The organism is Sphingorhabdus sp., from assembly GCF_046154385.1.
Taxonomy (GTDB): Bacteria; Pseudomonadota; Alphaproteobacteria; order Sphingomonadales; family Sphingomonadaceae; genus Sphingorhabdus_B.
The window spans coordinates 15,492-41,958 of the sequence record NZ_JBJXFW010000018.1 but is presented as its reverse complement, the minus strand read 5'-3'; the positions used below and the strand labels follow the sequence as shown (position 1 = coordinate 41,958).

Sequence of the window (26,467 nt, the reverse complement as noted above, 5' to 3'; positions counted from 1 at the left end):
TGCAAATATTCACTTCGCAACTTTGCAAATTCACATTGGACATTGCGTGGTTACTAACGCAAGAAAGTGCATTGATTATGGGGGATTGCCATGTCGGCGAACATTGCGGAACTTGAAAAGCGGCGCGAAGCATCGAAAATGGGCGGTGGTCAAAAGCGTATTGATGCGCAGCATGCGAAGGGTCGCCTGACGGCGCGCGAGCGGATCGACATCCTGCTGGACGAAGGTTCGTTTGAAGAACTGGACGCATATGTCGAGCATAATTGTACCGACTTTGGCATGGCTGAGCAGAAAATTCCGGGTGACGGCGTTGTAACCGGTAGCGGCACGATCAACGGCCGCCTCGTCTATGTCTACAGCCAGGATTTTACCGTTTTCGGCGGGTCGCTTTCCGAAGCGCATGCGATGAAAATCTGCAAGGTGATGGATAACGCCATGAAGGTTGGCGCGCCGGTCATCGGTCTTAACGACAGCGGCGGTGCGCGTATTCAGGAGGGCGTGGCAAGCCTTGGTGGCTATGCCGAAGTGTTCCAGCGCAATGTGCTCGCATCCGGTGTTGTGCCGCAGATCAGCCTCATCATGGGCCCCTGTGCAGGTGGCGCGGTTTATTCCCCCGCCATGACCGACTTCATCTTCATGGTGAAGGACAGCAGTTATATGTTCGTGACCGGCCCCGATGTGGTCAAGACAGTGACCAACGAAGTGGTGACGCAGGAAGAACTTGGCGGGGCCGTGTCGCACACCACCAAATCCGGCGTGGCGGATAATGCGTTCGAGAATGACATTGAAGCACTGCTCTCGGTACGCGACTTTTTCGATTATCTGCCGGACAATAACCGCACTGGCGTGCCGGAGCGCCCAACGGAAGATCCATGGGACCGGATGGAGCCAAGTCTGGACACGCTCATCCCGCCAAGCGCGAACCAGCCCTATGATATGCACGAACTTATCCGCAAGACAGTGGACGAGGGTGACTTTTTTGAAGTGCAGCCGACCCATGCGGCGAACATCATCATCGGATTTGGCCGGATCGAAGGCCGCACCGTCGGTATCGTCGCCAACCAACCGATGGTACTCGCGGGTGTGCTCGACATCAACAGCAGCCGCAAGGCAGCGCGGTTCGTCCGTTTCTGCGACGCGTTCGAAATCCCCATCATCACCTTCGTCGACGTCCCCGGCTTCCTTCCCGGCACCGCGCAGGAATTTGGCGGCATCATCAAGCATGGCGCAAAACTGCTGTTTGCCTATGCCGAGGCGACCGTGCCCAAGATCACCGTGATCACGCGCAAGGCCTATGGCGGTGCCTATGACGTGATGGCGTCGAAGCATTTGCGCGGCGACCTCAATTATGCCTGGCCCACCGCCGAAATCGCGGTGATGGGCGCGAAGGGCGCGGTGGAAATCATCTTCCGCGGGCTGGGGCCGGAGGAAATCGCCGAAAAAACCAAGGAGTATGAAGACCGCTTCGCCAACCCCTTCGTCGCAGCGAGCAAGGGCTTTATCGACGAAGTGATCTACCCGCATTCGACGCGGAAACGGATTGCCTTGGGGTTACGGAAGCTGCGGAACAAGGCGTTGGAAAACCCTTGGAAGAAGCATGATAATATTCCGCTCTAGCTTACTTGCGGCCTTGCTGCATGCTGGGTGCAGCGAAATGTCGCCGCCGGAACCTGCGAACGAGCTTGAGACGTTGGTGCTCACAAATGACAGGAATGCGCTTCAACACTTCGTTGAATCGCGGGGAAGAGAGAAACTGGCAGCAGACATGAAAGTCGCGGGATTTGAACAACTGGAATCGGATGGAGATGATTGCATTCAGTACCGATATGACCGCACTCTTGATGTCATGGGACAGCGGGTAACAGCGCAAATATTCGACTGCGAAGGCAAGCTGACCTCGGATATTGGATATACTTTTCTTTAGGTGAACAAATGAAACTAGGGCGTCTCAACCATATCGGCGTTGCAACGCCTTCGATCGCGGATAGCATCGTCTTTTATCGCGATGTGATGGGCGCGACGAAAATCCACGACCCATTTGATTTGCCCGAACAGGGTGTGAAGGTCTGCTTTGTCGATACGCCGGGCTCGGATGGCGCGCTGAACGGAACCCAGATAGAATTGATCGAGCCGCTGCCCGGTAACGCGTCTATCGCGGCTTTTCTCGAAAAGAACCCTGCTGGCGGACAGCATCATGTTTGTTATGAAGTACCCGATATCCACGCCGCCAAGTCTGAATTTGAGGAATTGGGCAAGCGCGTATTAGGCGAGCCGCGCATTGGCGCGCATGGGACGTTGATTTTCTTTGTACACCCCAAGGATATGGGCGGTGTGCTGACCGAGATTATGGAGGTGCCGCCTATATCGGCAGAGCACTAATCCGACCAAACACCTCACCGTCACCCTGAACTTGTTTCAGGGTCCATCCTGCAACTGAAACCGAAAGGTATAGAGGCGAAATGGACCCTGAAACAAGTTCAGGGTGACGAGAAAAGTAAGGGAGTGAGTACAAAATGACCTACGAAACTATCAGCCTCGACATCGCGGACCAGATCGCGACGATCACACTCAACCGTCCGGAGAGGCTCAATGCCTGTTCGCTGCCTATGGCGGACGAGATTTCCGATGCGCTGGACCGATTGGAAGGCGCCCGCGTGCTCGTCATCACCGGCGCGGGTCGTGCCTTTTGTTCCGGCGCTGACCTAGCTGCGCGCAGTGACCGTCCAGTCACCGGTGGGCAGGGCAGCTATATCGCACTGACCGAGAAATATAATCCGATGATCGTCAAGTTGCTGCGGCTCAATATTCCCGTGATCACCGCGGTGAACGGACCGGCCGCAGGCGTGGGCTGTTCCATCGGTCTGGTTGGTGATTTCGTGCTTGCGGGCAAAAGCGGATATTTCCTGCAGGCTTTCGTCAATATCGGTCTGGTGCCAGATGGTGGTTCCACATGGATACTGCCTAGGCTTGTCGGAAAAGCACGCGCCACACAGATGATGATGCTGGGTGAAAAGATTTTCGGTGAGCAGGCCGAAGATTGGGGCCTCATCTATAAATGCGTAGCAGACGAAGCGCTTGCGGAAGAAACCAAGGCTCTCGCGACACGGCTCTCAACCGGGCCAACGCTTGCCTATGCGACCATGCGCAAGAACATTTTGACCGCGCTTGAACATGGTCTCGCCGACACCTTGCAGGCCGAAGCCGAAGGCCAACGTATTGCAGGTTCCAGCGCGGATGCACGCGAAGGTGGAATTGCATTCCTTCAGAAACGCAAAGCAGAGTTTAAAGGGGCATAACCCCTTCTCTTCTTTAGGGGAGAGGGAATTGGGAAGATCGAATGACAAATTACGACGATTGGAAAAAGGCAGCGGATAAAGAGGTCAAGGGCAAGGACCTGACCTGGCACACACCAGAGGGTATCGCTGTCAAACCCCTTTACACATCCGATGACGCAGGCGATCCGGGGCTTCCCGGTTTTGCGCCGTTCACGCGGGGCGTTCGGGCGTCGATGTATGCGGGTCGGCCGTGGACCATTCGTCAATATGCAGGCTTTTCAACTGCAGAAGAATCCAACGCCTTTTACCGCCGGAACCTGGCCGCAGGGCAAAAAGGTCTGTCTGTTGCCTTCGACCTAGCGACGCACCGCGGTTATGACAGTGACCATCCCCGTGTTATTGGCGATGTCGGCAAAGCAGGTGTCGCTATCGACAGTGTCGAGGACATGAAAATCCTGTTTGACGGTATTCCGTTGGACCAGATGTCGGTCAGCATGACCATGAACGGCGCGGTCATACCCATCCTCGCCTTCTTCATTGTCGCTGGTGAAGAACAGGGCGTTTCACAAGCGCAACTGGACGGGACCATTCAGAACGATATTCTGAAAGAGTTCATGGTTCGCAACACATACATCTATCCGCCCGAACCTTCGATGCGGATCGTTTCTGACATCATCGCCTACACCAGCGCGCATATGCCCAAGTTCAACAGCATTTCGATTTCCGGCTACCATATGCATGAAGCCGGCGCGACGGCGGTGCAGGAACTGGCGTTCACCATCGCCGATGGCAAAGAATATGTGCAGCGTGCAATGGCGAGCGGCTTGGACATCGATGCCTTTGCCGGTCGGCTTTCCTTCTTCTTCGGTATCGGCATGAACTTCTTCATGGAAGTGTCGAAGCTGCGTGCCGCACGTACGCTCTGGCATCGCGTCATGGATGGTCTTGGTGCCAAAGATGAGCGCTCCAAAATGTTGCGCACCCATTGCCAGACATCGGGCGTGTCGCTGCAAGAGCAAGACCCCTATAACAATGTTATCCGCACCACGATCGAAGCGATGGCCGCGACCTTGGGTGGAACGCAATCCTTGCACACCAATGCGCTTGATGAAGCCATAGCATTGCCGACTGACTTTTCGGCGCGGATTGCCCGCAACACGCAGATCGTTTTGGCGGAAGAAAGCGGAATTACGAAGGTCGTCGATCCGTTGGGCGGTTCCTATTATGTCGAGGCACTGACCGCAGAATTGGTCGATCAGGCGTGGACAATCATCGGCGAGGTAGATGCATTGGGCGGTATGACCAAAGCCGTGGCATCCGGCATGCCCAAGCGTCTGATTGAAGAGGCGGCTGCGGCACGTCAGGCGCGTGTCGACAAGGGCGAGGATGTCATAGTCGGGGTCAACAAATATAAACTCGCGACCGAGGAACAACTCGATACGCTCGAAGTCGATAATGACTTTGTCCGACAGGGCCAGATCGCCCGCGTCGCAAAGACCCGTGCGGCACGCGATGAAAGCGCATGTCAGGCGGCACTCAAGGCGTTGACGGAAGGCGCGAAGGCGAATGAGAACCTCTTGGCTCTCGCCGTCGATGCAGCGCGTGCGCGCGCGACATTGGGAGAAATTTCCGACGCTATGGAGGCTGTTTTCGGCCGCTACGCGACGACGCCAACGCCGGTCTCAGGCATTTATGGCAGTGCCTATGAATTCGACAGAAGCTGGGCGCAGGTTATCGAAGGCGTCCAAGCCGTTGAACGCCGGCTGGGCCGTAAACCCAAATTGCTCGTCGCCAAGATGGGGCAGGACGGACATGATCGCGGAGCAAATATAATATCCTCGGCCTTTGGTGATATGGGCTTTGAGATTGTATCTGGTCCGTTGTTCCAAACACCACAGGAAACAGTGGTTCTGGCACTAGAAAATTCGGTCGATGTGGTTGGTGCATCATCGCTTGCCGCGGGCCACAAAACGCTCATCCCCGAACTGATCAAGGGTTTGCGCGAAGCGGGCCGCAACGATATCAAGGTCATCGCGGGCGGAGTTATTCCGCCGCAAGACTATGATTTCTTGCGCGATGCAGGGGTCCAAGGCATTTACGGTCCGGGATCGAACGTAGTGGAATGCGCGGCCGATGTGTTACGTATGCTTGGCCACAATATGCCGCCTTTGGGAGAAGCTGCTTGACCCAAACAATAAAACTCTCTGCGGTCTTTGCTTCCTCTGTGCCTCTGCGCGAACCAAAAAACGTTGCAGGTTTCGCGCAGAGGCGCAGAGATCACGCAGAGACCGCAGAGAAGAGATTTATCTATGATTGCTAGAACCGACTGGACCCGCGAAGAAATCGCGACACTGTTTGACTTGCCGTTTGATGAACTGGTCTATCAGGCCGCAACTGTCCATCGCGCGCATCATGCTGTGGGACAAATTCAGCTTTGCACCTTGCTGAGCATCAAGACCGGCGGTTGTCCCGAAGATTGCGGTTATTGCAGCCAATCGGTCAAGGCCGACAGCGGGGTCGAGGCGACCAAGCTGATGGATGTGCAGGCGGTGTTGCAAAAGGCGGCGCAGGCGGCGGACAATGGTTCACGCCGTTTCTGCATGGGCGCGGCGTGGCGTAACCCCAAGGACCGCGACATGCCCGCGATTGTCGAAATCGTCAAAGGCGTGCGGCAGATGGGCATGGAAACCTGCATGACGCTGGGGATGTTATCGCCCAAACAGGCCGATATGTTGGCCGAGGCGGGGCTCGATTATTACAACCACAATATCGACACTTCGCCCGAACGTTATAACGAGATCATCACCACGCGGACGATGGAGGACCGGCTCGATACGCTGACCGAGGTGCGTCGCGCGGGCATCAACGTGTGCAGCGGCGGGATTGTCGGCATGGGAGAAACCCGCGCCGACCGGGTGGGCTTCATCCATACCTTGGCAACGCTGCCTCAGCATCCCGAAAGCGTGCCAGTCAACGCGCTGGTGCCGGTGAAGGGCACCGTGCTGGGCGATATGCTGGCGGATACGCCGCTGGCGAAGATCGATGACATCGAATTCGTCCGCACGATCGCTGTGGCGCGCGTCACGATGCCCATGAGCATGGTGCGGTTGAGCGCGGGGCGTGAGAGCATGAGCGAGGCGACGCAGGCCTTGTGCTTTATGGCAGGTGCGAACAGTATCTTCACTGGCGACAAGCTGCTGACCGCCGCCAATGCAGGTGACGACAAGGACGCAGCGATGCTGGCGAAGCTTGGGCTTGTGCCAATGGAGGCGGAGGAGCCACTGCGGGCGTGTAGGGCGCTGGAGGTGGCGGTGTGAGTTTTTCTGATCGACCCGCACTTACAGGTGGTCAGAAATTAGGCTGTGCAATGTACAGCATCGTGGGTTTAGTGCTGGTCCTCAACGCGCTTGTAGCCGTGTCGTTGGGGGACTGTGCAGAAGAATATGACACTCCTGGATGTGCGCAATTCAAGCTTGTAAAATTTGCCTTATTTCCAGGCTCTCTGATTGCTGTGGTTATTGGCGGCATCTTGATGACTAGGTATTTTATGAAAGACCGAGATTGATGTTCAATAAAATCCTGATCGCAAACCGTGGCGAAATTGCTTGCCGCATTATAAAGACAGCGCGCCGGATGGGGATCGCGACCGTCGCGGTCTATTCCGATGCCGACGCCCGCGCGCCCTTTGTGCAGATGGCCGATGAGGCGGTGCATATCGGGCCTTCGCCTGCCGCGCAGTCTTATCTGCTGGCCGAGCAAATCATCGCGGCTTGCAAGCAAACCGGAGCGGAGGCGGTGCATCCAGGCTATGGTTTCCTGTCCGAACGCACCAGTTTTGCGGAGGCGCTGGCGGCAGAGGGCATCGCCTTTATCGGCCCGCCGGTGAACGCGATTGCCGCGATGGGGGACAAGATCGAGTCGAAGAAACTCGCGATGAAGGCTGGCGTCAACGTCGTCCCCGGCTTTGTCGGCGAGATTGACGATACCGAACATGCGGTGCGGATTTCGGCGGAGATCGGCTATCCGGTGATGATGAAGGCCAGCGCCGGCGGCGGCGGCAAGGGGATGCGGCTTGCCTATAATGAGCAGGACGTACGCGAGGGTTTCGAAGCCACGAAACGGGAAGGCCTGAATTCGTTCGGCGACGACCGCGTGTTTATCGAGAAATTCATCCTCAATCCGCGCCATATCGAAATCCAGATACTGGGCGACCAACACGGCAATATCCTTTACTTGAACGAACGCGAATGTTCGATCCAGCGGCGGCACCAGAAGGTTGTTGAAGAAGCGCCATCGCCGTTCGTCACGCCAAAAATGCGCAAGGCAATGGGGGAACAATGCGTCGCCTTGTCGCGCGCTGTGGGCTATTATTCGGCGGGCACGGTCGAGCTGATCGTGTCGGGCGCTGACCCGAGCGGCGAAAGTTTCTACTTCCTCGAAATGAACACGCGGTTGCAGGTTGAGCATCCGGTCACCGAATGCATCACTGGCATCGATCTGGTCGAACAGATGATCCGCGTTGCCGCTGGCGAGAAGCTTGCGATAACTCAGGACGATATCATGATCGACGGTTGGGCCATCGAGAACCGCGTCTATGCCGAAGACCCCTATCGCGGATTTCTGCCGAGCACGGGCCGCCTGACCCGCTATCGCCCACCGGTCGAGGGCTGGACCGATGACGGTGCAGAAAACGGTCGTCGCGGTGTCGATGGTATCCGTGTCGATGACGGCGTGTACGATGGCGGAGAAGTCTCCATGTTCTATGACCCGATGATCGCCAAATTGATCACTTGGGGTCCAACCCGTGACGAGGCCGCTGACTTGCAAATCGCAGCGCTCGACCGTTTCGAGATTGAAGGCCTTGGCCACAATATCGATTTCGTGAGTGCGATTATGCAGCACCCCCGGTTCCGCTCAGGCGAGTTGACGACCGGGTTTATTGCCGAAGAATATCCCGATGGCTTTCATGGAGCGACTGCGGGTACCAAGCTCAAAAAATCACTAGCTGCCATTGCCGGATTTATTGCTACTGCCGATGCTGACCGGGCACGCCATGTCGACGGGCAGCTGGGTCATATTTTGCCACCACCATCGCGTTGGCAAGTCAAAATAAGCGGCGCAGTCCACGAAATCGAAATGGACGATGGCGCAATCCTTGTCGATGGCGAAGAATTTGCGCTTTCGATGGAATATATTCCTGGCGATCGTTTGATAGAGGCAGAGGTAGACGACGACGATCTGGCCGTAAAGGTTTCAAAAACCCGTACCGGGCTGAAGCTAACAACGCGGGGTGCGACCCATGTTGCCCACGTCTTGCCCGGACATATCGCGCATCTATCGATGCATATGATCGAAAAAATTCCACCGGATTTGTCCAAATATCTCATCTGCCCGATGCCGGGACTCATCACCGCCGTGCACGTGTCTGTCGGCGACAAGGTCGAAGCAGGTCAGCCGCTTGCGATTGTTGAGGCGATGAAAATGGAAAATATTCTTCGCGCCGAAAAATCAGGTGTCGTGAAAAGCATCAATGCATCGGCGGGCGAAAGTCTCGCGGTGGATGCAATTATTCTGGAAATGGAATAAGGTTTCGGCTTTGTCCGACATTATTCAAATAAAAAACGGCGTCAGCCATTGCACGATTGCACCGTCGGTTGGCGGCAGCATTGCGTCATGGGTGATGGGCGATCAACCTATGTTGCGTCGTGCGACTAACGCCGCTGATCCTCTAGGAATGGCATCTTTCCCGCTAGTTCCTTACTCAAACCGGATTGCAGCGGCCTGCTTCGACTGGGATGAAGAAACTTTTTTCCTGCAACCCCACAAAATAGCCGCACCACATGCAATTCACGGTGTAGGATGGCAGCGGCAATGGTTGACGGAATCTCAGTCTCCCAATTCGGTAAAATTATATCTTGCCCATAAAGGCGACAATGACTGGCCTTGGCCGTTCCACGCCGAACAAGAGGTTTCTGTTGGCCCAGATTCTTTAAGACTGAAATTATCGATCCGGAACACCGCAGAACGCAATTTACCAATGGGGTTTGGGCACCATCCCTATTTTGATAGCGCAGGCGCTTCATTGCGCTTTGATGCCGCCAGTTTTTACGGTGCGTCCGAAGATGGCCTACCAATTAAACCCGAACAGCAAACATCCAACACCAGTTTTGGTGGCGGAAGAGAAATAATAGGTTCGCACTTCGACAATTTTTACGGCGCGTGGTCCGGTAATGCGCTGATTGAATGGATGGGCCGCGCATATGCCTTAGAAATAATCTCCGATTTGCCGCATGCTGTCCTTTATACTCCATCGAACGAAAACTATTTCTGCTTCGAACCCGTGCCGCACATAAACAATGCATTGAACAGAAGTGATGGAGATATGCCAATTATCGCACCTGGAGAAAGCTACACAGCGTCTATAACATTTCGCGCAATACTCACTTGAGTAAGAGTATCATGCCTGTCATTGCCGATGCGTTGCTTGGGAGAAACCATCATGACATTACCCGTCACCGCATTTGTCGCCGCAGTTTGCGCAATAATACTTTTGATAACGGCCATCGATACCGTGCGTCATCGTATGCGTGGCAGTGTTGCCTTTGGCGATAATGGGGATCCAAAGTTAATCAGTGCGAGCCGAAGTCACGGTAATTTGGCCGAGCACGCTCCGATAGTGATATTGCTTTTGGCCTTTCTGGAAATGAGCCGTGCGCACCACATTGGTTTAATGGCTATTGGAGTTATTTTTTTGGCAGGCCGCGTTTCCCATGTCATCGGTCTTTACACCCCGTCAGCACCAGGCAAGCCGCCATTGCCGCGCAGTATCGGTGTTATATTTACCTGGATTACATTAGCGGTGCTTAGCGGATGGACGTTGGCAATTCTTGCATTATCGAATTGAGCCGTTCGATAACTTCACTCCAAAATTGCCACAGCCCGGATCCAACCCGCACTTGCCCGCTCGATTTTTACGGGGAAGCAACTGAGTTTCCAACCAAAAGCGGGTAAGGAAGCCAGATTGGTCAACTTTTCGATCTGATAATATGGATTGATCCTTCCTGCCTTGTGACCCTCCCAGATAATAGACGGATTGCGCGTCTCGGCCCATCGTTTTGCGGTATGGCTAAAGGGCGCATCCCAACTCCACGCATCTGTACCCACCACCTGAACGCCGCGCGCGGTTAAATACAGCGTTGCCTCCGCACCCATTCCGCAACCTTGATCGGTAAAATTATCAGTCCCATAGACCGCTCCAGATTGCACCAAAACAATATCAAGCGGTTTCAAAGCGTAGCCAATTCGGGTCAATTCCTGTTCGACTTCAAGCGCGCTCACCACATGCCCGGACGGCTTGTTCGAAAAATCTAGCTTTACTCCCGACTGGAAAAACAAGTCGAGCGGCGCCTCGTCGATTGACGGGGCAGGGCGCTTTCCACCGTCCGTCGTCGAATGAAAGTGCCAAGGGGCATCCATATGTGTTCCATTATGTGTCGACAGCGTAAGACTCTCAACAGCCCAACCCTCTCCATCGGGAAGGTCATCTTTGGTCAATCCCGGGAAGAACATGGCGATTTGCTTCCATGTGTTTTCATGTGTCATATATGTAATGTGGGGTTGCATGACGGGTGGGTCAGAGATGACATCATTGGTGATCGAAATCGATAAGTCGATGAAACGGGTCACAACCTTCTCCTTGGACATCGCATTTTGACAGCTCATGGAAAAGCACAACAAGCCGCTTGAACGTTACGACATTGGCTATAAGACAATGGGAGAAGTTTGGAGAGGGAAATTATGAATAGTGCTGCAATCGGCGAAGCACCGCTGGATCCGAAGCGTGATCGATTGGTGATAACGGCGTCGTCATTGGGAACAGTGTTCGAATGGTATGATTTCTTTGTCTATGGCATTCTGGCCGCGTTAATCGGCAAACTGTTTTTCCCGGCTGACAACCCGACTGCAGCGACATTGGCGTCGCTGGCAATATTTGGGGCCGGCTTTGGCGTTCGTCCGTTTGGTGCCATATTATTCGGCTATTTCGGTGATAAAATCGGTCGTAAATACACATTTCTCGTCACCATAACCCTCATGGGATTGGCTACTGCGGCCATTGGTGTCTTGCCGACTTTTGAGGTCGCGGGCGTATGGGCAGCCGGATTGTTGCTTTTGCTGCGTTGCTTGCAAGGGCTTGCTTTGGGCGGCGAATATGGCGGGGCAGCAATCTATGTCGCAGAGCATGCACCCAACGGTAAACGCGGGCAATATACCAGTTGGATTCAGGCATCGGTTGCGGGTGGATTTCTGCTTGCCGTTATCGTTGTACTGGCAACCCGCCAATCAATGAGCACTGATGCATTTGAACAATGGGGCTGGAGGATACCATTTCTGACCTCCATCCTGTTGCTGGCAATTTCGCTTTATATGCGGCTGAAACTCTCGGAAAGTCCGGTTTTCAAGGCGATGAAAGAAGCGGGCACGACTTCGAAAAATCCCTTTGTGGATAGCTTCAAATATCCCGGCAATATCAAACGTATTTTTGTAGCCATGTTCGGCGTGGCTGCGGGTTTGACTGTCATTTACTACACCTCGCAATTCGGAACATTATACTTTCTAACGGGGACCGCGCGTGTGCCGGAGACAGATGCGTTGCTTTATATGGCCATAGGGGCTGCACTCGCGGCACCCACTTATGTGGCTTGTGGTTGGTTGTCGGATAGATGGGGACGCAAGCGCCTTTTGCTTTTGGGTTATGCTCTGGCCATCATTGGCGTGTTTCCGATATTCTGGATGATGGCCGATGCCGCTAACCCGGCATTAGCCAAAGCTACCGAGCGTAATCCGGTCACATTGTCGTTGCCATCGTGTGATTTTAATGCCCTTAACCGGGTGCATGAGAGCGAATGTGCAAAAGCCCTCAACTTTCTGACCAAACGCGGCATTGCATATAGCAAAGTCGAGAGCGAAAATGTGATTCTTAAAATTGGGACCACTCAACTCACAGGATTTGACGAGAAAGCTTATATTGCTGCGTTGGAGAAGGCGGGATATCCCGACAAATCGGATCCTGCCCAGCGACAGCCCTGGAAAATCATTTTGTCAGTGTTCTTAATGGTTGCCCTATCGGGGATGACCTATGGTCAGGTCGCCGCGATTATGGTTGAAATGTTCCCGGCCAAAATCCGCTACACATCTATGTCCATTCCCTATCATATCGGCACCGGCTATTTTGGCGGCTTCCTGCCGTATATCTCGCAATATATTGTTGCACAAACCGGGCAGCCTTTTTCAGGGTTGTGGTACACGGTCGCCGTTACCGGAATGGCATTTATAGTTGCCTTAATCTGGCTTCCGGAGACATCGGGCCAAACCGAGTTGGATTGACAGCTTTGCCGTCACACGCAAAGAGTTTATATGGTTGAATTTTCCTCTCCCCTACGCTTGCATCTTAATCGCGACGCGTTGGTTGGCAATTGGCGCTTTTTGAAATCACAAGGAAATGCTGCCTGCGGGGCGGCAGTCAAAGCCAATGGCTACGGGCTTGGGGCAAGAGAGGTTGTTACGCATCTTCGCGATGCGGGTTGTCGGGATTTCTTTGTCGCACATTGGGGTGAAGCTTTGGAGATCGCAAACCTGGTACCGCCTGAATGGATCGCGGTACTGAACGGCATCGATGCGGCCGACATAGCGGCCGTCAGGGAGCTTGGTGCCATTCCGGTACTCAACACTCCGAAACAGGTTGCGTTGTGGAAAGAGTCTGGTGGGGAAAAATGCCATGTGATGGTCGATACCGGTATAAACCGGCTCGGTATCGGCCCTGGTCAGATTTCAGATGGCCTGTTTTCCGGATTGGATATCGATATTTTGATGTCGCATTTGGCGTCAGCTGATGAAGACGGTTCGCAAAATGCCAAGCAACTGGAACAGTTTCGGCGCAGGATAACATCAACCCGGGCCAATCGTTATAGCCTTGCCAACAGCGCTGGCGTGTTTCTGGGAACTGACTATCATTTTGACCTCGTTCGCCCGGGACTTGGAATTTATGGCGGAGTGTCCCGCCCGGATATGGCAAAGCAAATACAGCCGGTTGTCTGTCTGAAATCACGTATATTGCAAACCCGGATTCTGAATGCAGGGGATAGCGTTGGCTATAACGCCACATATATTTGCCAAGCGCCCACAAAAGTCGCGACATTATCGATAGGATATGCCGATGGATATTTGCGCCAATGGGCCGGACACGGAACTGTCATTGCCCACGATGTTGTATTGCCCGTCATTGGCAGAATTTCAATGGACCTTGTAACGGCCGATATCACGCAAGCGCCCGATCTGGCCGAAGGTGACTGGGTCGATATCGTATATGATCTAAAACTATCCGCTGAACGCGCAGGGCTTTCGCAATATGAAATGCTGACCAATTTAGGCAGCAGGTTCCAACGGGTTTGGGATTAAGTCTCAGTTTGCTCTAAAGCAAAAAAAGGGCGCCACGTGGGCGCCCTTTCCATTTGTGATGTATCTCGATTTAGAAGTTTGCTTCAAGTCCGAAGAAGAAGTTACGTCCAAAGCTGTCGAATGGATCGCCGCCTGCAGTACCCAGCAATCCAAGCGGTGGCTGACGATCAAGAAGGTTATTTACACCCGCATAGAAGCGGAAGTCGTTGCCCACGTCAAACCCGACACGAATGTCATGATACAAGACGTCTGGATAATAAACCCGTGGGAACGCATCAGCGTTATTAGGTGGAATGACCGTCAACTGACCTGGGGTACACGTTCCACCTTGGTTTGGTGTTACGCCTGAGACAGGGCAAATCGCGGTGTATGAGTTTTGTGTTTCATACAACCCGATTGTCTGCTTGCCGATATAACGTGCCGCATACAACACATCAAAGTCGCCAAAATCATAGCTTAGCGAGAAAGAAGCCGACCATTTCGGGTCACCCAGCTCGCTTAACTGACGATTTGGTTCGGTTGGTTGTAATGGGTTAACGAAGTTGTTGAGCGTGATTACCCGCGTAGCAATCGCACGAGCGGTCAAACGATGACCGTTGTCGAATGTTTTCCGATAGGCAAGATCAATGTCGATACCCTTGGTTTTCTGAGCTGCGAAGTTGACGCCCCCTGAAATCAGTGCAGGCTCAACAAATAAACCAGTTGTCGGATCACGTTGAACGGTCGCGCAGAATGGGTTGTTAATCCCCGAAGAGTTACCGTAGCACAAATTCAGGATCGTCTGTGCGCTCAACGCCGATATCAGGCTTTTTACTTCGATGTTGTAATAGTCAACCGTCAAGCTCAGCCCCGGCACGAAGCTAGGTTCAATAACCACGCCCAATGTCAAACTCTTGCCACGCTCCTCAACCAAGGTAGGATTACCACCTGACAAGAAACCGGTACTTGCCTGAATTGCAAGGCAGTTACGGAACGGAGCATTTAAAGCAACCGGCGTGCTGGTGCTTGAACACGCAGTAACCAATGCCTGATTAGCCAATGTTGGAACACCAGCAGCCGCACAGTTAAGCGCAACCGTACTTCCTGGAGCGGGCAGGTCGCATGGATCGGTCAATTGAGCAAAGTTTTCAGATTGAGGTGAAAACAGGTCGCCCTGGGTAGGAGCACGAACCGACGTCGCATAAGCGGCCCGGAACCGGATGTCTTCAATAGGAGCGTAAACGCCCTGAATATTGTAGGCATATACAGTACCGGTTGCAGTATTATAATCGGAGACACGGCCCGCAAGGTTTACCGACAGTTCTTTCGCAAAAGGAAGATCCTTCAACAATGGTATCTGAACTTCACCATAAGCTTCCTTCACGGTCACATCTGGTGGTGTAAAGTCTTGAAGGGCGTTAAGGAATGTACGGTCACCCGATGTTACCTCATCATAATCAATGCTCGCCTTTTCCTTGCGATATTCTGCGCCGAACGCGAATGCAATCGGACCGCCTGGCAATTCGAACAATTGTGACAGATCACCACCGACAAATGCCGATGCGACGAACTGGCTGGCGAATTCATCGGTCGTACCTGCAGTATTCGCAAATGCAACTGCACGCGGATCAGACCGCCCTTGACCAAACAGGTTCAAGGGAACGCAGTCGGGACGAACATTGCTTGCCGCGTTAATCGCGCAGATTACGCGTTGTCCAGCGGAATTGGTAACAAAATTGGTTCCGCTATAACCCACTGGTGCAAGTACAGCATCTACCGCGAGGTTGAAGCCGTCTGGATCAAAATTTTCATCAAACAAATACAAGTTGTTTGTGTTGCGTCCAAAAGCTTCGAAACGACCATAATTTAACGCAAGTTCATATTTCCAGTCTTCGTTAAACGTGCCTTCGACGCCGGCTACGACGCGGTATGTTTCGCGTTTACCAACAAAGGCACGGCCACCAAGATCGATATTGAAACGTGAAACTGGGAATGTTTCGCTTGGATCGGCGCAAAGACCGAAACCTTGCAAGGTGGCCAGATTGGCCGCCGAGAGGAAGCCGTTACCGCAGCTGAAGTCTGGTCCACCAACGAAGCTTGGGCCACCAGAGAAGAAACTAGGCTGACCTTCACCTGCGACATCCACGCGCACATATTTGGCTTCAAGAAACGGTTTGAACGCATCGGACACATCATAATGTGCCAGAACATTGAGAGCATAGCGATCGACCGCAGCAAGCAAGCTGCCGGTATTGCTCAAAGTCGAGCCGTTGCCGCCCTGCACAAAGCCGGTCGAGCCAGCCGAAACGAAGTTACGAGTTGGTGTGTCGATGAAAAGATCGCCTGCGTCGTTGAAGCGCAAGAAAACGCCGTTGCCGAGACCGGCAACCGTACCAGCATCCGAAATCGATGCGTTGCGAATACCGCACAAGAAAGTTGTATCCGGAATTCCATCGCCTGCCGCGAGTTCACCTGCAACGCTATCGGTACGTTGAAATTGGCAACGGCCGCTCGCAGCCCCGGTCAGCTTATCACGATCACGGAGCAACAAAGGTTCTTGGTGAGTATATTCAGCAGATACGGCAACGTTACCGCGACCATCTCCAAAGTTTTGGCCAGCTAAAACGCTGACGAACGACGTGCCACGATCACCGCGCGACGAAATGCCGCCCTGTGCCCGTGCAGCAATTCCATCAAAGTCGCGTTTCATAATGAAGTTCACAACACCAGCAACGGCGTCGGAGCCATAAATAGCCGAGTTACCACCGGTGACGATATCAATCCGTTCAACGAGGTCGGTCGGAATGGTGTTCACGTCAAAACCGTTGTCACCCGGTGTCGAGGTTACATGGCGACGGCCATTGACCAATACCAATGTACGCTCGGTTCCCAGTCCACGAAGATCGAGCAAGCTCAAACCAGCGGTACCAATAAAGCGGCTCGAGTTGCCCGAACTAAATGTCGAACGAAGTGAAGGAAGATCATTCAACGCATCGCCGAGCGAAACTTCGCCGGTCCCAGTCAAATCTTCAATTGTGACCGAGGTCAGCGGCACCGCAGATTGCAGCGTAGGACGCGCGATTCGCGAACCAGTTACGAGAATAGGCTTAGCAGTGCCTTCTTCTGCAGCATCTTCATCTTCTTCTACGGTAGCTTCATCGCTTGGTGCTTCTTGAGCGTATGAAGGCAATGCAGCAAACAAGGACAAGCTGACTGCCGAAACGGCAATCATCAAACGTGACTTCTTCATTATATATAGCTCCCCAGCTAAATTAGGCGTTCGGTAAAGCGCACCATTGCCAGTTAAGCAAGGGCCACCGGATATTTAATTGCAATTTTGTGAACATGTTGCAGCTTTGCCACAATGCTGTGTCAGGGCAACAACAGCAGCCCCGTAATATTGAAGTATCACCGCGATGAAATTGATAATATTATTTCAAAAACACGTCATTTTTTGTCGGAATTGGAAAAAGCGCCTTGATTACACCTAACAATCAAAGGCCGCTCAGGAACAGCATGGAATGATGCTAATTGTTGCTGGTCGGCGGTATTTTGAATTCAATCTCGTAAGTCACCATCATGTTGTGCTCTGGAAAAATACCTCGTGATTCGACCTGAATATAGCCGATCATTTGGTGATTGTTGCAGTGCACGATAAACTAGTGCTAATGCCGCCAAGAATATCCCGAAAGGAACACATTTCATGGCACGCGCAGCCAGCAAAAATGGTGACGGCCCGGTCATCATCAAAAAATATGCCAACCGGCGGCTCTATAATACGCAGTCATCCAAATATATTACGTTGGATTTCCTAGCCGATCTGACGCGGAAAGAAATTGATTTCAAGGTTCTGGACGCGAAGACCAATGAAGATATCACCCATGGCGTTCTGACCCAGATCATCATGGAGGAAGAGAATAGTGGCCAGCAAATGTTGCCGGTCGGCTTCCTTCGGCAGTTGATCGCAATGTATGGGGATTCGATGCAGGGGATGGTCCCTCAGTTCCTCGAAAGCTCGATGGACAATTTCCGCAAGAACCAGAAACAGGTTCAGGAAGTCATCGAAACCGCCATCACATCGGGCCCGTTTGGGCATATCGCAAAGCAGAATATCGAATTCATGCGTTCTGCGCGGGAGGCGTTGATGCCTAACCTCGCCGGTAAAAAACCGGAAAAGGCGGAAAGCATAGATGATCTGAAAAAGCAGATGGCCGACCTTCAGGCAAAGATCGACAAACTGTCAGCTGACTAATATTATAATTTATAACATATATCGCGGATAAGAACTTGATAAAGCATGCATTAAATGTCACCCGGACCCAGAATTTTGCGGGCTGGTACCAGGAGGTTATTTCCGAAGGCGATCTCGCTGAGGAATCAGGTGTCCGGGGATGCATGGTCATCCGTCCTTGGGGTTACGGCATTTGGGAGCGTATCCAGAAACTGATGGATGCCGAGATCAAGGCCGCAGGTGTCGATAACTGCTATTTCCCGTTGTTTATTCCCTTGTCCTTCTTTGAAAAAGAGGCCGACCATGTGGACGGCTTTGCCAAGGAAATGGCGGTTGTTACGCATCACCGGCTTGTCGGTGACGGCAAGGGGAAGCTGATTCCCGATCCTGAATCCAAGCTGGAAGAGCCGTTGGTCGTGCGCCCGACATCGGAAACAGTAATCGGTGCCGCTATGAGCCGTTGGGTCCAGAGCTGGCGCGATCTGCCTTTGATGGTCAACCAATGGGCCAATGTGGTGCGCTGGGAAATGCGTACGCGCATGTTTTTGCGCACGAGCGAGTTCCTGTGGCAGGAAGGGCATACAGCCCATGTCGACAGGGAAGATGCGCTCAAGGAAACCATGCGCGCACTCGAAATGTACCGCGCTTTTGCGGAAGGTCCTCTCGCGATGCCAGTCGTGGCCGGTGAAAAGCCGGAAAACGAACGATTCCCGGGTGCTGTGGCGACCTATTCCATCGAAGCGATGATGCAGGACGGCAAAGCCTTGCAAGCTGGAACGTCGCATTATCTCGGCACCGGTTTTGCAGAGTCTTCTGGAATCCGGTATCAGGACAAAGAGGGCAGTCAGCAATATGCACACACCACTAGCTGGGGTGTCTCAACGCGGTTGATTGGCGGGGTCATCATGATCCATGGCGACGATGACGGCTTGCGCTGCCCGCCCCAGATTGCACCGCACCAGATCATTATCATACCGATGCTTCGCGACAATGACGACGACGATGCGGTTTTGGAATATTGCCGCACCCTGCGTACCGAATTGCTGGCGCTTTCGGCGTTCGGTGAGCCTCTTCGTGTATTGCTCGACACCAAAGCAACAAAGGCGTCCAACAAACGCTGGTCTTGGGTCAAAAAGGGTGCACCGATCATTGTCGAAGTCGGCCCCCGGGATGTTTCCGAAGGGAAAGCTGCCGTTTTACGGCGTGACCGTTTGTACAAGGACGATGGCAAGCTCGCCACAGCCTTTACGCCACGAACCGAATTCGTCAGCGGCGCTGTTGCAATGATCGAAGATATTCAGGCGACACTTTATACAGAGGCGAAGGCCCGCATGGACGCGAATATCCGCCGCGATGTGACGAACCTTGCGACCCATTTTGCAGGTGACGAAGCAGGCTTTGCAGGCTGGGTCGAAGTGCAATGGGCACGTCATACGGGTGCTGCTCTCGATAAGATTGTCGAGCAGTTGAAGGCCCTGAAACTGACCATGCGCAACAGCCCCCTTGAAGCCGCACCTGTGGATGGCAATTGTTTCTTTACCGGAGAGCGTGCGGTCGAGCGGATATTGATCGGGCGGACTTATTAGGGGTTCGCACGAAGGCACGAAGATAAGAAGATTTGGTTTGTGGATATAGAAGCTGTTTGCACAGTCATTGTAGATACCGCCTTCAATATCCAAAGGGATATTGGTTCTGGCCTATTGGAAAGTGCCTATGAAGTCATCTTGATGGCCAAGCTCCGGAGTAGAGGCCTAGAGGTAGAGCGACAGGTTTCGATAGATATCAATTATGACGGGGTTGAAATGCAGTCCGCATTTCGGGTCGATCTGCTTGTTGAAAAACGAGTAATAATCGAAATCAAATCAGCAGAACGAACGCTTCCGGTCCACGCCAAGCAAGTGATAACCTATCTTCGTTTGACAAATCTCACACATGGGTTCGTTATAAATTTTGGAACACCCTTGTTTAAAGACGGGATCAAACGCTTGTTGAATGACCGAACTTCTTCTGTGTCTTCGTGTCTTCGTGCGAACCAAATAGGCCACAGCAATTGAAAAACGCCAAAATATTAGGCTTACCAACCCGCGAGCAAATTCTCGCATTTATCCAATCGTCGAACGAACCCGCCGGAAAGCGTGAAATCGCGCGTGAATTTGGACTGCGGGGAAATGAGAAAATCGCACTCAAGGCGCTGCTAAAAGATATGACGGATGAGGGCCTTGTCGACATGGCCCCGGGTCGGGCCTTTCACAAAATGGGCGGCGTTCCCAAGGTTACGGTTCTCAAAATCGTCGGCATTGATGGCAACCAGCCTGTTGCCGTTCCCGAACATTGGGAAGCGGAAGGCATACCGATTCCCAAAATCCGTGTTGTAGAGGCCAAAGGAAAGCGCGGGGCGCTTGGAATAGGCGACCGTATCCTGGCCCGCACCGAAGAGCGCGGCAATGGCTGGACGGCGCATGTCATGAAAAAGCTCGCCAAGGGAAGCGAGCAGATATTGGGCGTTGTTGAGGGAGGAGACAATGGCCGTTTCTGGCTGAAATCCGTCGACAAGAAGGCGCGTTTCGACACGCCCATTGGTGACATAGCCGACGCAAAGGCCGGCGATCTGGTCTTGGCGGAACTTACCGGCAACACACAACGCAAGTCGGCGCGGGTGACCCAAGTGCTCGGTGATCCCTTTGCGCCGAAAAGCTTCAGCCTGATTGCGATCCACAAATATGGCATTCCGTTTGAAATGCCGGAAAATGCCGAAGTGGAGGCCGCTTTGGTCAGCCGCTTGCCGGTCACTGCGGACCACCGCGAAGATTTGCGGCATTTGCCGATCATTGCGATCGACCCACGCGATGCCCGTGATTTCGACGATGCCATTTGGGCAGCGCCCAATGCGGAGACGGGCGGCTTTGATGCGATCGTCGCCATTGCCGATGTCAGCTATTATGTCCGCCCCGGCAGCGCGCTCGACCGCGAAGCCGTGAAACGCGGCAATAGTGTTTACTTCCCCGACCTCGTTGTCCCGATGCTCCCCCACGCATTGTCCTCCGACAAATGCTCTTTGCGGGCAGGGGAGGATCGCGCGGTCATTGCCTGCCATTTGGCGATTGGCAAGACCGGACAAGTGACGTCATGGCGTTTCGCCCGCGCTGTGGCCCGGATTTCCGCCAATATTCCCTATCCCGACGCGCAGGCTGCGATTGACGGAAAGATGGAAAGTGCCCTGCTGGAGACCGCGCTCAAGCCGCTTTGGGCGTGCTGGCGGTTGCTGGCGCGGGCAAGGAGCAAGCGCGCGCCGCTGGAACTGAACTTGCCGGAAAAGCGGATCACACTAGACGAGCAGGGGCGGGTCACGGGTGTTGCGGAGCGTGAACAACTGGAAGCACACCGGCTGGTCGAGGATTTCATGATCGCCGCAAATGTCGCCGCCGCAAAAGCGCTGGAGGCAAAGAAATCGCCGCTCATCTACCGCGCGCACGAACCGCCGAGCCGCGAAAAGCTGGTCGCTCTCAAGGAATATCTGCAGACCTTCGACATTGATTTCGCTCTAGGGCAGGTCATCAAGCCCGAGACGTTCAATATGATCCTCAGCAAGGTCATTGACGAAGAAATCCGTCCGCAAATCATGGAAGCCGTGCTTCGCAGCCAGACCCAGGCTTATTATGGCCCGACAAATGTCGGCCATTTCGGACTATCGCTGGGCAGTTACGCGCATTTTACCTCGCCCATTCGTCGCTATGCCGACCTGATCGTCCACCGCGCGCTTGTCAGTGCTTATGGCCTGGAAATGCCGAAGCCGAGGCTGAATGATGTGGAGCCGATGACAGGCCTGACCGAGGTTGCGGTCGCAAAGCTCGCCGCCACGGCCGAAGCGATCAGCCGAACGGAACGCCGCGCCATGGAAGCGGAGCGCGAGACGACCGACCGCTACATTGCCGCCTATCTGTCGGCGCATGTCGGGGAAATCGTGCAAGCGCGCATTACTGGCGTGCAGAATTTCGGATTTTTCGCTACAGTTGAAGGGGTTGGCGGCGATGGTTTGGTGCCTGTGTCAACTCTCGGTAAGGATTATTTCCATTATGACGAAGCAAGCCAGACGCTGATAGGCGAAAAGACACGACAGGAATTCCGGCCCGGCATGAAACTGGAGTTGCGTCTTGCGGAGGCCAATCCTGTTTCAGGATCCCTGCGTTTCGAATTGCCGGAAGGTGGCAGCTATGCTTCGGATCGACCTCGACACAAAGGCAAGGCGGGTAAATTCGACATCGGAAAACGTGGGCGTCCCCAGAATATAAGGCACCAAGGAAAACGGCGATAAAGGGACGATTAACTCAGTTCATCGATGCTTTCGGCACTTAACGATCCGGGGATCACCATAACAGGGCAGGGCAAGGTTCCTGCATTTATGCCAGTAAAATGTGCGATCAGCGGGCCAGGTGCGCCTTGTGCGGCTGAGCCAAGCACGAGGGCGGCAATTTCCGGATGCTCGGCCAGCATCGCTTTCACCACCTCGATCGCATCACCCGATTTGACAGTGATGGCTGGCCGCATGCCCATTTCTTCAAAAATGGAACCTGCCGCAGCAGTTACAAGTTCTTCGGCCCGGACCCGCGCTTCTTCTTCCATAGTGGCTTGAACACCGCCCCATGCGACAAAATCTGCCTGTTCGACCAACGCCAAAATGTGGAGCGCGCCTCCCGTTTTTGCGGCGCGGCGGGATGCAAAACGCAATGCCAGCCGTGCTTCGTCGGTTTCGTCAATGACTACCAAATATGTCCGCATGCGTACCCCCCGGCTTGTCCTTATTGTTCAAGCCATTATGAATTCGTATAGCCTGCGCGAATTTTGAAGGCTTGGCAACCTTATCGCGCTTGACGCTGGGGAAAGCTTGGCTATTCGATGAACTGAAATCTTGACCCAGAAAAGGCCGTTCGAATGCCCATAGAACTCAAAATGCCCGCTTTGTCCCCCACGATGGAAGAAGGTACGCTTGCAAAATGGCTGGTGAAAGAAGGGGACAAGGTTTCATCTGGTGATTTGCTGGCCGAAATCGAAACCGACAAGGCGACAATGGAGTTTGAAGCGGTTGATGAGGGGATCATCACAAAATTGCTGGTTGCCGAAGGGGCCGATGGCGTAAAAGTCGGCACTGTAATCGCAACAATTACCAGTGAAGTTGAAGACCCGTCGGCTGTTGCTCCTGTTAAACCCGCACCGGCGGCGGCCACAGCCCCCAAATTGGAAAATGCTACACCTGCGCCTGTTCAGGCCGTTGCTGTTGCGAAATCTGATGGGGACCGGATCAAGGCCAGTCCGCTTGCGAAGCGTATTGCATCCGAATTGTCTATCGACCTTTCGACAATCACTGGAACCGGCCCGAACGGGCGAATAGTGAAAGACGATGTTATTGCCACGCCGGTAGTGGCCGCCCCGGTTGCAATGCCTGCTCCGATACCCCCTGCGGCAATCGCGGCACCGGTAGCAGTTCCCGATTTCGGAATTCCGCACGAGGCGATCAAGCTTTCCAATATGCGTAAAACCATTGCGCGCCGCCTTACCGAAAGCAAACAACAGGTCCCGCACATTTACCTGACAGTCGATGTGCGTCTGGATGCGTTGTTGAAGCTTCGCGCCGAATTAAACAGCGCGTTGGAGGGGCAGGGCATCAAACTGTCCGTGAATGACCTGCTGATAAAGGCACTGGCCAAGGCATTGATGCAGGTGCCAAATTGCAACGTGTCCTTCGCTGGCGATAATATGCTGCAATACAGCCGCGCCGACATTTCGGTCGCGGTGAGCATCCCGACGGGTTTGATTACGCCCATTATCGTTGACGCTGGCAACAAGTCGGTGTCCGCAATTTCGACAGAAATGGCGGCACTTGCGGCCAAGGCCAAGGAAGGCAAGTTGCAACCCCATGAATTCCAGGGCGGCACCGCGTCGATTTCCAATATGGGCATGATGGGAATTAAACAGTTCGATGCCGTCATCAACCCGCCACAGGGCATGATCCTAGCCATTGGGGCAGGTGAAAAGCGCCCCTATATCGTCGACGACGCATTGGCGATTGCCACCGTCATGAGCGCCACTGGCAGCTTCGACCACCGCGCAATCGACGGAGCAGATGGGGCGATGTTGATGAAGGTGTTCAAGGGACTGGTGGAGAAGCCTTTGGGGTTGGTGGCTTGATAAACCCAGCTCGAGTCATTGTCGCTATCCTGCTGATTGCGGCAGCAAATGGGATTTTGATGGGACTGGGAAACCGGGCCTACGAGTTGGTTACAGACGACTATTCGATAATCGAATGGCCGGGATCTTTTTACCTGTTGTTCTGGTATACCGCCATTTTTGCTACCTTTGCAGGAATGCTCTTGGCTCCAGTGATGCTGTGGGTTGGAAGCAGACTTCCGCTCCCAAAGCTCAGATACTTAATAATGGTTGGACTGGCTGTCGGACCATTACCGTTTATTATCATGGAAGGGCTTGATGCTGAAAGCTTTAACGGGCTTTTGGTTTTCTCACTGCTTGGTGCATTTTCTGCATTTCTATGGTGGTTGCTTGTTGAGAAGCACAGATCCAGACAGGTCGCAAGTGACTAGCCCCTCTCCCCTTGCGGGAGAGGGAGGGGCCCGCGCCGCAGGCGTGGGAGGGTGTGGGGTCGCGTCGCGGCAAGCGACGCAAAAGACTTTGGTGCAAGTTCAATCCCGTCATGAACTTTTGAAAAAGCGCGCCAGATATATGCGCGCTAATCCGACAGATGCCGAACGGAAGCTTTGGTATATCCTGCGTGATAAGCGGCTCAACGAATTGCGATGGCGTCGGCAGCAGGTGATTGATGACCGCTATATTGTCGATTTTGTCTGCTTTGAACATCGGTTGATTGCCGAGGCAGATGGCAGTCAACATGTAGAAAGTGAAGCCGATGTCGAGCGCGATGCTTGGCTGATGGGCCAAGGCTTCCGCGTTCTGCGTTTCTGGAATAGCGACATTTTGAGCAATATGGAAGGCGTGGCCGAAGCGATTATCGCTGCCACTCGAAATAATGCCGCACAGACGTGCGGCGCCCCCACACCCAACCCTCTCCCGCAAGGGGAGAGGGCTAACGAGCATGGAGCTACATTGTGAGTAATTACGATCTTATCGTCCTAGGTTCCGGCCCCGGTGGCTATGTTGCCGCTATCCGCGCCGCCCAACTCGGGCTGAAAACCGCGATTGTGGAACGGGAGAATCTCGGCGGGATTTGTCTTAACTGGGGCTGCATTCCTACCAAGGCATTGCTGAGGTCGGCGGAAATCTATCATTATATGCAGCATGCGGGCGATTATGGCCTGACTGCCGCCAACATCAGCGCAGATATCGATGCGGTGGTGAAGCGCTCACGCGGGGTTGCAAAGCAGCTCAATCAGGGCGTTACGCATCTGATGAAGAAGAACAAGATTACCGTCCATATGGGCGACGGCAAGCTGACTGCGCCGGGCAAGTTGACGGTGACCACAGACGGCAAAGCCGAAGAGCTGACGGCCAAGAATATCATCATCGCCACTGGTGCACGCGCACGTGATTTGCCCTTTGCCCCCGCCGACGGAAAGCGCATCTGGACCTATCGCCATGCGATGGTGCCGCCCGAAATGCCGAAGAAGCTGTTGGTCATAGGTTCCGGCGCCATCGGCATCGAATTTGCGAGCTTCTACAACGACATGGGCGCCGAGGTTACGGTTGTCGAAATGATGGACCGGATTGTTCCTGTCGAAGACGCCGATGTCTCAACTTTTCTTGAAAAGTCCCTGAAAAAACAGGGAATGACGATCATGACTAGCGCAGGCGTGGAAAGCTTGAAAGCCACGGCAACGGGAGTTTCCGCCGCGATCAAGGGCAAGGACGGCACGGTCGTGAATGGCGAATATAGCCATACCATCGTCGCTATCGGCATCGTCCCTAATACCGAGAATATCGGTCTGGAAGCGCTCGGCATAGCGACCACGAAGGGTCATATCGATACCGATCCGATGTGCCGCACCAATGTACCGGGCATCTGGGCTATCGGCGACGTGACCGCGCCGCCGTGGTTGGCGCACAAGGCCAGCCATGAAGGCGTTATTGCCGCTGAAGCCATCGCCGGTGGCCATCCGCACGCAATGGATCCGCTGAATATCCCGGGATGCACCTATTGCCACCCGCAAGTCGCAAGCGTTGGGATGACCGAGGCCAAGGCCAACGAAGCTGGTTATGACGTAAAAGTCGGCAACTTCCCCTTCATCGGCAACGGAAAAGCAATCGCACTGGGCGAGGCCGAAGGCTTCATCAAGACCGTGTTCGACGCCAAGACCGGCGAATTGCTCGGGGCACACATGGTCGGTGCGGAAGTAACCGAGTTGATCCAGGGCTATACCATCGGCAAAACCGCTGAATTGGTCGAAGCCGACTTCATGCACACTGTATTCCCGCACCCGACCTTGAGCGAGATGATGCACGAAAGCGTGCTCGGGGCTTATGGAAAAATGCTGCATATGTGATTGATAGTTATAGGTTATCA

Annotated in this window: 23 protein-coding genes; 20 read left to right on the top strand and 3 right to left on the bottom strand. The window is 53.8% G+C overall.

Annotated elements, in window-relative coordinates; genetic code table 11:
• Positions 1-90 precede the first annotated feature (90 nt).
• The 10 genes from ACKVOS_RS03800 (at position 91) to ACKVOS_RS03755 (ending at position 10,179) form a co-directional block, all read left to right on the top strand.
• A complete protein-coding gene (locus ACKVOS_RS03800) occupies positions 91-1,617 on the top strand; it encodes an acyl-CoA carboxylase subunit beta (RefSeq protein ID WP_409210683.1) in 1,527 nt (508 codons plus the stop codon).
• Positions 1,598-1,924: a hypothetical protein gene (locus ACKVOS_RS03795; protein WP_409210682.1), complete on the top strand. Its 327-nt coding sequence runs from the start codon at positions 1,598-1,600 to the stop codon at positions 1,922-1,924. The genes ACKVOS_RS03800 and ACKVOS_RS03795 overlap by 20 nt, the downstream gene beginning before the upstream one ends.
• Before the next feature lie 8 nt (positions 1,925-1,932).
• Positions 1,933-2,379 (top strand): methylmalonyl-CoA epimerase, encoded by a 447-nt coding sequence (gene mce, locus ACKVOS_RS03790; RefSeq protein WP_409210681.1) that lies wholly within the window; start codon positions 1,933-1,935, stop codon positions 2,377-2,379.
• A 134-nt stretch (positions 2,380-2,513) separates the two neighbouring features.
• Positions 2,514-3,296 carry an enoyl-CoA hydratase-related protein gene (locus ACKVOS_RS03785; protein ID WP_409210680.1) on the top strand — a complete coding sequence of 261 codons (783 nt, stop codon included), beginning with the start codon at positions 2,514-2,516 and terminating at the stop codon, positions 3,294-3,296.
• A gap of 41 nt (positions 3,297-3,337) precedes the next feature.
• On the top strand, positions 3,338-5,461 hold the full coding sequence (scpA, locus tag ACKVOS_RS03780) for a methylmalonyl-CoA mutase (RefSeq protein ID WP_409210679.1): 2,124 nt from the start codon (positions 3,338-3,340) through the stop codon (positions 5,459-5,461).
• A 123-nt stretch (positions 5,462-5,584) separates the two neighbouring features.
• Positions 5,585-6,592, top strand: coding sequence for a biotin synthase BioB (gene bioB / locus ACKVOS_RS03775; protein ID WP_409210678.1), 1,008 nt, complete (start codon positions 5,585-5,587; stop codon positions 6,590-6,592).
• Entirely contained in the window at positions 6,589-6,840 is a 252-nt protein-coding gene (locus ACKVOS_RS03770) for a hypothetical protein (RefSeq protein WP_409210677.1), read from the top strand. The genes bioB and ACKVOS_RS03770 overlap by 4 nt, the downstream gene beginning before the upstream one ends.
• Positions 6,840-8,861 (top strand): biotin carboxylase N-terminal domain-containing protein, encoded by a 2,022-nt coding sequence (locus ACKVOS_RS03765; protein WP_409210676.1) that lies wholly within the window; start codon positions 6,840-6,842, stop codon positions 8,859-8,861. The genes ACKVOS_RS03770 and ACKVOS_RS03765 overlap by 1 nt, the downstream gene beginning before the upstream one ends.
• Positions 8,862-8,871: 10 nt before the next feature.
• Positions 8,872-9,723 (top strand): aldose 1-epimerase, encoded by an 852-nt coding sequence (locus ACKVOS_RS03760; protein WP_409210675.1) that lies wholly within the window; start codon positions 8,872-8,874, stop codon positions 9,721-9,723.
• 51 nt (positions 9,724-9,774) lie between these two features.
• On the top strand, positions 9,775-10,179 hold the full coding sequence (locus tag ACKVOS_RS03755; protein WP_409210674.1) for an MAPEG family protein: 405 nt from the start codon (positions 9,775-9,777) through the stop codon (positions 10,177-10,179).
• A 14-nt stretch (positions 10,180-10,193) separates the two neighbouring features.
• On the opposite strand, the gene ACKVOS_RS03750 is transcribed toward ACKVOS_RS03755, so the two are convergent.
• Positions 10,194-10,961 (bottom strand): cyclase family protein, encoded by a 768-nt coding sequence (locus ACKVOS_RS03750; protein WP_409210673.1) that lies wholly within the window; start codon positions 10,959-10,961, stop codon positions 10,194-10,196.
• A 111-nt stretch (positions 10,962-11,072) separates the two neighbouring features.
• On the opposite strand from ACKVOS_RS03750, the gene ACKVOS_RS03745 reads away from it, so the two are divergent.
• Both ACKVOS_RS03745 and alr read left to right on the top strand, forming a co-directional pair.
• Positions 11,073-12,659 carry an MFS transporter gene (locus tag ACKVOS_RS03745; protein ID WP_409210672.1) on the top strand — a complete coding sequence of 529 codons (1,587 nt, stop codon included), beginning with the start codon at positions 11,073-11,075 and terminating at the stop codon, positions 12,657-12,659.
• A gap of 30 nt (positions 12,660-12,689) precedes the next feature.
• Positions 12,690-13,730, top strand: coding sequence for an alanine racemase (gene alr, locus ACKVOS_RS03740; RefSeq protein ID WP_409210671.1), 1,041 nt, complete (start codon positions 12,690-12,692; stop codon positions 13,728-13,730).
• Positions 13,731-13,800: 70 nt separating this feature from the next.
• Here alr and ACKVOS_RS03735 read toward each other — a convergent pair whose 3' ends face one another.
• Entirely contained in the window at positions 13,801-16,959 is a 3,159-nt protein-coding gene (locus ACKVOS_RS03735) for a TonB-dependent receptor domain-containing protein (RefSeq protein WP_409210670.1), read from the bottom strand.
• A 453-nt stretch (positions 16,960-17,412) separates the two neighbouring features.
• Between ACKVOS_RS03735 and phaR the strand changes: the two genes are divergently transcribed.
• The 4 genes from phaR to rnr are packed head-to-tail and all read left to right on the top strand — an operon-like array spanning position 17,413 to position 22,252.
• Positions 17,413-17,961, top strand: a complete 549-nt coding sequence (gene phaR, locus ACKVOS_RS03730; protein WP_158898468.1) for a polyhydroxyalkanoate synthesis repressor PhaR — start codon at positions 17,413-17,415, stop codon at positions 17,959-17,961.
• Positions 17,962-17,996: 35 nt separating this feature from the next.
• Entirely contained in the window at positions 17,997-19,526 is a 1,530-nt protein-coding gene (gene proS, locus ACKVOS_RS03725; protein ID WP_409210669.1) for a proline--tRNA ligase, read from the top strand.
• Between the two features lie 39 nt (positions 19,527-19,565).
• Positions 19,566-19,994, top strand: coding sequence for a GxxExxY protein (locus ACKVOS_RS03720; protein ID WP_409210668.1), 429 nt, complete (start codon positions 19,566-19,568; stop codon positions 19,992-19,994).
• The gene (rnr, locus tag ACKVOS_RS03715; RefSeq protein ID WP_409210667.1) at positions 19,958-22,252 is read left to right on the top strand and encodes a ribonuclease R; all 2,295 of its coding nucleotides are present in this window, start codon (positions 19,958-19,960) and stop codon (positions 22,250-22,252) included. Before ACKVOS_RS03720 ends, rnr begins: the two co-directional genes overlap by 37 nt.
• An 8-nt stretch (positions 22,253-22,260) precedes the next feature.
• On the opposite strand, the gene ACKVOS_RS03710 is transcribed toward rnr, so the two are convergent.
• Positions 22,261-22,716: a universal stress protein gene (locus ACKVOS_RS03710; RefSeq protein ID WP_409210666.1), complete on the bottom strand. Its 456-nt coding sequence runs from the start codon at positions 22,714-22,716 to the stop codon at positions 22,261-22,263.
• Between the two features lie 153 nt (positions 22,717-22,869).
• Between ACKVOS_RS03710 and ACKVOS_RS03705 the strand changes: the two genes are divergently transcribed.
• From ACKVOS_RS03705 to lpdA, 4 genes are all read left to right on the top strand, one after another.
• Positions 22,870-24,123: a pyruvate dehydrogenase complex dihydrolipoamide acetyltransferase gene (locus ACKVOS_RS03705; protein WP_409210665.1), complete on the top strand. Its 1,254-nt coding sequence runs from the start codon at positions 22,870-22,872 to the stop codon at positions 24,121-24,123.
• Positions 24,120-24,533 (top strand): hypothetical protein, encoded by a 414-nt coding sequence (locus ACKVOS_RS03700; protein ID WP_409210664.1) that lies wholly within the window; start codon positions 24,120-24,122, stop codon positions 24,531-24,533. The genes ACKVOS_RS03705 and ACKVOS_RS03700 overlap by 4 nt, the downstream gene beginning before the upstream one ends.
• Before the next feature lie 91 nt (positions 24,534-24,624).
• Positions 24,625-25,059, top strand: coding sequence for an endonuclease domain-containing protein (locus tag ACKVOS_RS03695; protein ID WP_409210663.1), 435 nt, complete (start codon positions 24,625-24,627; stop codon positions 25,057-25,059).
• A complete protein-coding gene (gene lpdA / locus ACKVOS_RS03690) occupies positions 25,053-26,447 on the top strand; it encodes a dihydrolipoyl dehydrogenase (RefSeq protein ID WP_409210700.1) in 1,395 nt (464 codons plus the stop codon). The genes ACKVOS_RS03695 and lpdA overlap by 7 nt, the downstream gene beginning before the upstream one ends.
• Positions 26,448-26,467 lie beyond the last annotated feature (20 nt).